8 protein-coding genes and 2 tRNA genes are annotated in these 6,634 nt (G+C 42.0%); 8 read left to right on the top strand and 2 right to left on the bottom strand.

Going from position 1 to position 6,634, the window contains the following annotated elements; translation table 11 throughout:
- The 5 genes from F6K53_RS10870 to F6K53_RS10850 form a co-directional block, all read left to right on the top strand.
- Positions 1–285, top strand: a 285-nt coding sequence (locus F6K53_RS10870) for a hypothetical protein (RefSeq protein WP_293080725.1), incomplete at its 5' end; no start/stop codon positions are given.
- Positions 286–502: 217 nt separating this feature from the next.
- A tRNA-Asn gene (locus F6K53_RS10865) sits at positions 503–574 on the top strand.
- Positions 575–661: 87 nt separating this feature from the next.
- Positions 662–877: a hypothetical protein gene (locus tag F6K53_RS10860; protein WP_293080723.1), complete on the top strand. Its 216-nt coding sequence runs from the start codon at positions 662–664 to the stop codon at positions 875–877.
- Positions 878–1,055: 178 nt separating this feature from the next.
- Positions 1,056–3,359, top strand: a complete 2,304-nt coding sequence (locus F6K53_RS10855) for a protein kinase (RefSeq protein WP_293080720.1) — start codon at positions 1,056–1,058, stop codon at positions 3,357–3,359.
- Positions 3,360–3,575: 216 nt separating this feature from the next.
- Positions 3,576–3,647, top strand: a tRNA-Asn gene (locus F6K53_RS10850).
- 284 nt (positions 3,648–3,931) lie between these two features.
- Here F6K53_RS10850 and F6K53_RS45810 read toward each other — a convergent pair.
- Both F6K53_RS45810 and F6K53_RS45805 read right to left on the bottom strand, forming a co-directional pair.
- Entirely contained in the window at positions 3,932–4,273 is a 342-nt protein-coding gene (locus tag F6K53_RS45810; RefSeq protein ID WP_364302074.1) for an AIR synthase-related protein, read from the bottom strand.
- Complete coding sequence (locus tag F6K53_RS45805; protein ID WP_366511344.1) at positions 4,274–5,017, bottom strand: hypothetical protein; 744 nt, start codon at positions 5,015–5,017, stop codon at positions 4,274–4,276.
- A gap of 2 nt (positions 5,018–5,019) precedes the next feature.
- Here F6K53_RS45805 and F6K53_RS10840 point away from each other — a divergent pair, with 2 nt between their 5' ends.
- From F6K53_RS10840 to F6K53_RS10830, 3 genes are all read left to right on the top strand, one after another.
- Positions 5,020–5,202, top strand: a complete 183-nt coding sequence (locus F6K53_RS10840; protein ID WP_293080717.1) for a hypothetical protein — start codon at positions 5,020–5,022, stop codon at positions 5,200–5,202.
- 220 nt (positions 5,203–5,422) lie between these two features.
- The gene (locus F6K53_RS10835) at positions 5,423–5,923 is read left to right on the top strand and encodes a helix-turn-helix domain-containing protein (RefSeq protein WP_293080714.1); all 501 of its coding nucleotides are present in this window, start codon (positions 5,423–5,425) and stop codon (positions 5,921–5,923) included.
- A gap of 28 nt (positions 5,924–5,951) precedes the next feature.
- Positions 5,952–6,626, top strand: a complete 675-nt coding sequence (locus F6K53_RS10830; RefSeq protein ID WP_366511345.1) for a transposase — start codon at positions 5,952–5,954, stop codon at positions 6,624–6,626.
- The last annotated feature ends 8 nt before the right edge of the window (positions 6,627–6,634 follow it).

Here is a 6,634-nt window from a genome sequence, read left to right as displayed (position 1 = left end):
GCCTATGAACAAGGAGGACAGGGTAACTTTATTCAAGCGCTAGTTTATTTGTCTCAAATCCCTAAAGAAACCCCCACCTACCAGAAAGCGAGAATCAAGATAGCTGAGTATTCCCGTAAGCAGCATTTAAAGGAAGAAGTGGAACGACAAGCGGCATTAGCTAGAGCAGTGTTAGAAAAACAAAGGCAATCAGGGGTTAACCAAAAACCGTTGCTCAACGTCAACGTTGAATCAAGCCGTTCCCCACTCAAGCATGGGCTACAGTGGCAAGAAGTCAACGATTAGGATAGTATTGTTGACTACTGACTGGTGACTACTGACTGATGACTACTGACTGGCTTATATTTACTTTACTGCTTAGTGTTAACTATTTATTGTTGACTTTTCCTTGTACTCAAAACTCCCGACACCACAGTGATTTCAAAAAAATTTGCGAAAGTACTTGCCAGACTTTGTACTGTATGATTATAATAAGTAGATGTGAAGAGCAATTGTTTGGCAATCCTCAGTAGCTCAGCGGTAGAGCGGTCGGCTGTTAACCGATTGGTCGCAAGTTCGAATCTTGCCTGGGGAGTTTAAATTTTATACATAACAGCTCCTGATGGCCTGGAAGTTATTCAAGGTCTAGATAGTTAGCAGATCAGACTTCCCTTGAAATGCCTTGCCAGTGGATAGAAGGTTTTTAGAAGTCAGAAGTCAGAAGTCAGAAGTCAGAAGTCAGAAGTCAGAAGTCAGAAGTCAGAAGTCAGAAGTCAGAAGTCAGAAGTCAGAAGTCAGAAGTCAGAAGTCAGAAGTCAGAAGTCAGAAGTCAAACTCTTGCGCTTACTTAGGTTTGAGACTTTTGTCATGTCCGCGCCTGCCCTGGCGACTGCTATAGCTGATTTAATATAGCTGATTTAATATAGCTGATTTAATATAGCTGATTGCTTACATCCCATTTCCTACCGGGTGATGCTACAGCAAATCCAATTACTTCTGTAAACCACTAATTCCGGAAACACTGTTGGTTTCTTGAAAAAAACTAAATAGAAGTGATTCTGGTAGGAAAAAATTCTTTGAAAATTAATCCAAATCATGACCTATGGGGAAAGCTCCTGAACGGACGTTATCAAATCATTGAATCTCTAAGTGCTGGGGCATTTGGCAAAACCTATATCGCAGAGGATACCCGACAACAGGGCCATCCCCGCTATGTGATTAAGTATCTTCAGCCCAAAAGCGATGATCCTCAAAAATGGCAATTTCTTAAGCGTCTCTGGCTCAATGAAGCTCAAACCTTGATCAAACTGGGTAGCCATAACCAAATTCCTCGTCTACTTGATTATTTTGAAGATCACCACGGATTTTACTTAGTTCAAAAGTTAATTATCGGAGAAACTCTTAGTACTGAACTGCCGATCAGCCAAAACAGTAATAAACGCTTTAGCGAAAACCAGTGCATTGAACTATTACAAGATGTTTTAGGCATCCTAGAATTTATTCACCGTCAAGGGATAATTCATAGAGACCTCAAACCCAATAACCTAATCAGACGAGGGTCAGACCGTAGGCTAGTTTTGATTGACTTTGGTGCTGCTGAGCTGATTAATTCAAAGCCAATCGAACCCCATCTGACCGAGATCCCATCCTCTGATCGATCCAAGACAATTCGCCCCTTCGCCTACATACCCCCAGAGCAACTTGCTGGTCAATCCCTTCCTAACAGTGACATTTATTCCCTAGGAATGATTGCGATTCACGCCCTCACAGGGATGACCCCAATGCAATTGGCTGACCCTGAGACTGGTGAGATTGATTGGCGAAAACATGTATCGGTTAGCGATCAAATGGCGTTTGTACTCAACCATATGGTGTCTTACCACAGCCAAGACCGCTATCAGTCAGCAACTGATGCCTTAATCGTACTTAAGACACTGATGTGTAATCAAAGTCCTCAGTTAAAAGTATCTATTGCTAAGTCTGACTCAGAACTGATAACGGAGCACTCACCACTCAGTATCAAGTTTAGTGACAATAATACTCTTGAATTAAACGTGCTGGATACTCAGTCTGACTCAGAACTGATAACGGAGCACTCACCACTCAGTATCAAGTTTAGTGACAATGACGCTTTTGAATTAAACGTGCTAGATACTCAGTCTGACTCAAGGGTTACCATTGAACACTCAGCACTGACTAGGGAGTCTAGCTCACAACAATTAAAACAGGCAACGCCTAAATCTGACTCAGGACTCAAAACTGAGCAGGAAACACTCAGGAATAAAGAGTCAGAACTTAGTAATAAAGAATCAGAACTTAGTAATAAAGAATCAGAACTTAGTAATAAAGAATCAGAACTTAGTAATAAAGAATCAGAACTTAGCAATAAAAACTCAGAAATTAGCAATAAAAACTCAAAAATTAGTAATAAAGACTCAGTAATTATTACTGATGAGCCGCCATTAGATTGGAAAGTGTATGTCCGTGAATTCGCCCTGTATAGCTGGCCAAAATTGCCACCTTTACTGAAAGGAATCGGAGTGGGAGCAGCAAGCTCCAATGCTATAGCCATTTTAATCGGACTTTATGCTTTACTGAATGCTTCTGCGTCTCGTTCTGAATTTGATATTCTACAAAAGGCAATCAAACACTATCAAGCCGGTGATTTGGAGGAAGCGATCGCACTAGCAGAATCGATTCCTAGCGATAGCCTGATCTATGAACAATCCCTAAATACGGTTCAACAGTGGCAGCAACAATGGCAAAGTGCTGAAGCTCTGTTTAAGGCTACAGAGCAAGCCTTTTATCAAGAACGATGGTCAGATGTGCTTGAGGGATACCATAAAATGCCCTCAATTGGCTATTGGCAAAAGAAGATGGAGCCATTAGTCAACAAGGCAAAACCTCGCCTTGAAGCAGAAGCCCAAGGGTTATTAAAGCAAGCCTACAAACAAGCATTAGCCCAAGACTTTAGCAATGCGATCGCACTACTCGAACAAATCCATCCAGAAACCCGCACCGGTGCTAAAGTCCAAGCAAAGCTGAAGGAATATCAGCAAAAGCAACAGATTCGAGCAGAGTACTTGTTACAAGAAGCCTATGAACAAGGAGGACAGGGGAACTTTATTAAAGCGCTAGTGTATTTGTCTCAAATCCCTAAAGAAACCCCCACCTACCAGAAAGCGAGAATCAAGATAGCTGAGTATTCCCGTAAGCAGCATTTAAAGGAAGAAGTGGAACGACAAGCTGCTTTAGCCAGAGCAGTGTTAGAAAAACAAAGGCAATCAGGGGTTAACCAAAAACCGTTGCTCAACGTCAACGTTGAATCAAGCCGTTCCCCACTCAAGCATGGGTTACAGTGGCAAGAAGTCAACCATTAGGATATTATTGTTGACTACTGACTGTTGACTAATGAATTTTGACTACTGACTGGCTCATAGTTAGCTGACTGTTTACTGTTAACTAATAATCGTTAACTGAAAAAGTACTCAAAACTCCCGACACAACAGTGATTTAAAAAAAATTTGCGAAAGTACTTGCCAGACTTTGTACTTTATGATTATAATAAGTAGATGTGATGAGCAATTGTTTGGCAATCCTCAGTAGCTCAGCGGTAGAGCGGTCGGCTGTTAACCGATTGGTCGCAAGTTCGAATCTTGCCTGGGGAGTTTCATTAATAAGTTGAATTAACGCGCTGTTAGCGGAATTCCCCACTCGTCTTACGGTAGGGATGGATAGGGGCACTTATTTGAGTTTTTCTCTTTTAAATTTAGATCAATAATCCCTAATGGCGTGGGCGTACCTTATAATTGATAGCTCTGTTTTCCATAAGGCTGGCCTGTTTCAACTCATTATGCTCTTGATCGGAAAAAGCGATGCAGCCCTACTCCCTACCCCCTACTCCCTACTGCCATTAACCCAGAACGAAAGTACCTCACCCAATTGAGAACTGCTATATAATAGTAATAGGTCTCGAGATAGCTTGTGGAGCTGGGATTACCCGACCAATTAAGCTGCTTTGTTGATGACCGCAAGCTTTCAATTTATTAATACATTCATCAGCTTTTTCGGCTGGAATAGCTGCTAGAATTCCACCAGAGGTTTGAGGGTCAAATAACAACGGGTAGTTAGGTAAATGACTAACGTCTAATCTATTCTTGATGTAGATAGATAATTGTAAATTTTTAGGGTGAATAGAACTAGTTATTCCTGCTTCTACAGTTTCTATTGCTCCTGGTAAAATCGGAATTGCTGCTAACTCTAATTCCACGCCTACGTTTGAGGCTTTAACCATTTACCGGAGATGCCCTAACACTCCAAATCCAGTAATATTAGTACAAGCTGTTGCGCCACATTCACGAAAGACTTGGGCGGCGGTTTGATTGGATAGTAACATCGATTCCACTGCCTGTTCAATCCAGCGACCTTTGGCTTGGTAGCGCATATTAGCAGCAAAGAGAGTTCCCGTCCCAATGGCTTTAGTCAGAATCAGCACTTGACCAGGTTTCATCCCGCTTTTGCGCAGCAGTTGTTCAGGATGAACTAGACCGTTGCAGGATAGACCAAAGGTATCAGTAACTAGAATAAATCCCTGCTCATCTGTGGTTAATCCTGAGGCTTTAATCCAACTCGGAGCCGAAGCTTGAGTCACCCAAAAGACATGATGGCATTCTACAGGGTCATTTCCACAACAAATTAATGGAGTGCAATTCCCACAGTTATTTACTCTCTCCATCCAAACCCTTGCCATGTCGATACTAGCGATTGCTGGTGCTGGTATTGCTGGCATGGTGCTGTCTTTTCCAGCAGCCCATAATTTTCTCCTTCCCGGTGGATTGCTCAATCCCAATCCCAAGGCATTAACTATTGCGTCGGTACAAGGTTGGACAATACTGGTGCGTGCCTCGGATAGTCCTACTCTTTTGCCGAGCCATTCCCGCACCGATTTGGGCAATAGTAGCCCTGTTTGTCCTGTTTCCTGGAATTTTACCCAGTGCGATCGCACTCGGATTAAACAACCTTGGTATTCTAGGCACATTAATGACAGAAACCAACGAAAACCTGGAAAAACCTCCTTTAGAAGCCTTGAAAGCCCAGGGAACTCCGGGAATGCTGCTATTTCTCTATGGGATACTCCCGATTAACTTGCCCCGTTTCCTAGCTTATATCCTCTATCGCTGGGAAGTCTGCATCCGGGAGACTGTCATGGTTGGTAAGTCGTAGCTGGAGGCTTAGGTCTGTTGCTGACCGAACAATTGAGCAGCTTTGACTATAGCAGTGTAGTAGTCTCTTTTGTTTCGTCATTTTGACCTTTTTAGTCGATTGGGTCAGTGCTGCCGCTAGAGGCTCAAAAACTTAACTAGTACAGTGCGGCGGAAATAGCGCACCCATTCCATGAGATACTAAGAAAATAGTAGTCAGGGCGAATGAGTGTAACACGAACATGGCACGGTTAGCTCCAAAATCATTAAGTTTGACTCTTGGCGATCGCCAAGAACTGGAAAAATTAGTCAACCGACATAACACATCACAACAAGTAGCTCTACGAGCCAAAATAATCTTACTGGCAGATAAAGGTAGTAATAATCGTGAAATCGGACGGGAACTTAATATCAGTAGATATATGGCTCGTAGATGGCGGAATCGATGGTTAGAGTTGAGTGAACGTTCAGTGCCAGTAATGGAAAGATTGAAAGATAGTGAACGCAGTGGCACCCCGGCAAAGTTTAAGATGGAGCAAGTAGTAGAATTATTTGCACTTGCTTGTTCGGAACCAGAAGATTATGGACGACCTATAAATAATTGGACAGCAAGAGAATTAGCTGAAGAAATGAAAAAACAAGCTATCGTCGAAGATATATCGCCGCGTCATGTGGGAAGATTATTAGAAGAAGCTCAAATCAAACCACACCAGAGCCGTTACTGGTTAACCCCCCCCTCTTGATGAACAATTTGATACTAAAGTCCAAAATATAAGTAATTTATACATAAGTGCGTTTGAGCGTGCTGTTTTAGGGGAAAGAACAGTATGTATTGATGAAATGACTGGAATTCAAGCAATAGAGCGTTTTGAGAAAGACCTGCCATTGCGACCAGGAAAGGTGAGACGACGAGAGTTTGAATATATCCGTCATGGAACACAAGCGTTAATTGCTAATTTTGACGTTGTCACAGGTCAAGTAGACGAAGCAACTTGTGGGGAAACCAGAAACGAGCAAGACTTTGCCCAAAACATTCGTAAACTTATTGAAAGTGACCCCGATGCCAAGAAGTGGAATTTGATAATGGATTGCCTTAATACCCATCAATCCGAAACTTTAGTCCGTCTTGTTGCCGAAAAAGAAGGTTTAGATATTGATTTGGGTATTAAAGGTAAATCTGGAATACTTAAATCGATGAAAACACGAGCGGCATTTCTAAGTGACTCAACACATAGAATTGTTTTTCATTACACCCCATTACATTCGTCTTGGTTAAATCAAATTGAAATATGGTTCAGCATTCTTGTACGTAAACTACTAAAACGGGGCAATTTTATTAGTACTTTTGACCTGAAAACCCAAATTTTAGATTTTATTGACTACTTTAATCGTACTATGGCGAAGCCATTCAAGTGGACTTATAAAGGCAAGGTCTTAGCTGTTTAATGGGTGCG

This window comes from Moorena sp. SIO4A1 (assembly GCF_010672065.1).
Lineage (GTDB): Bacteria > Cyanobacteriota > Cyanobacteriia > Cyanobacteriales > Coleofasciculaceae > Moorena.
The sequence above is the reverse complement of the archived record's forward strand: the minus strand, read 5'-3'. Positions and strand labels throughout refer to the sequence as shown.

Coding starts and splice junctions, on each gene's coding strand:
- F6K53_RS45810 (WP_364302074.1), bottom strand. CDS start 4,273: ATGGTTAAAGCCTCAAACGTAGGCGTGGAATTAGAGTTAGCAGCAATT.
- F6K53_RS45805 (WP_366511344.1), bottom strand. CDS start 5,017: ATGTGCCTAGAATACCAAGGTTGTTTAATCCGAGTGCGATCGCACTGG.
- F6K53_RS10840 (WP_293080717.1), top strand. CDS start 5,020: ATGACAGAAACCAACGAAAACCTGGAAAAACCTCCTTTAGAAGCCTTG.
- F6K53_RS10835 (WP_293080714.1), top strand. CDS start 5,423: ATGGCACGGTTAGCTCCAAAATCATTAAGTTTGACTCTTGGCGATCGC.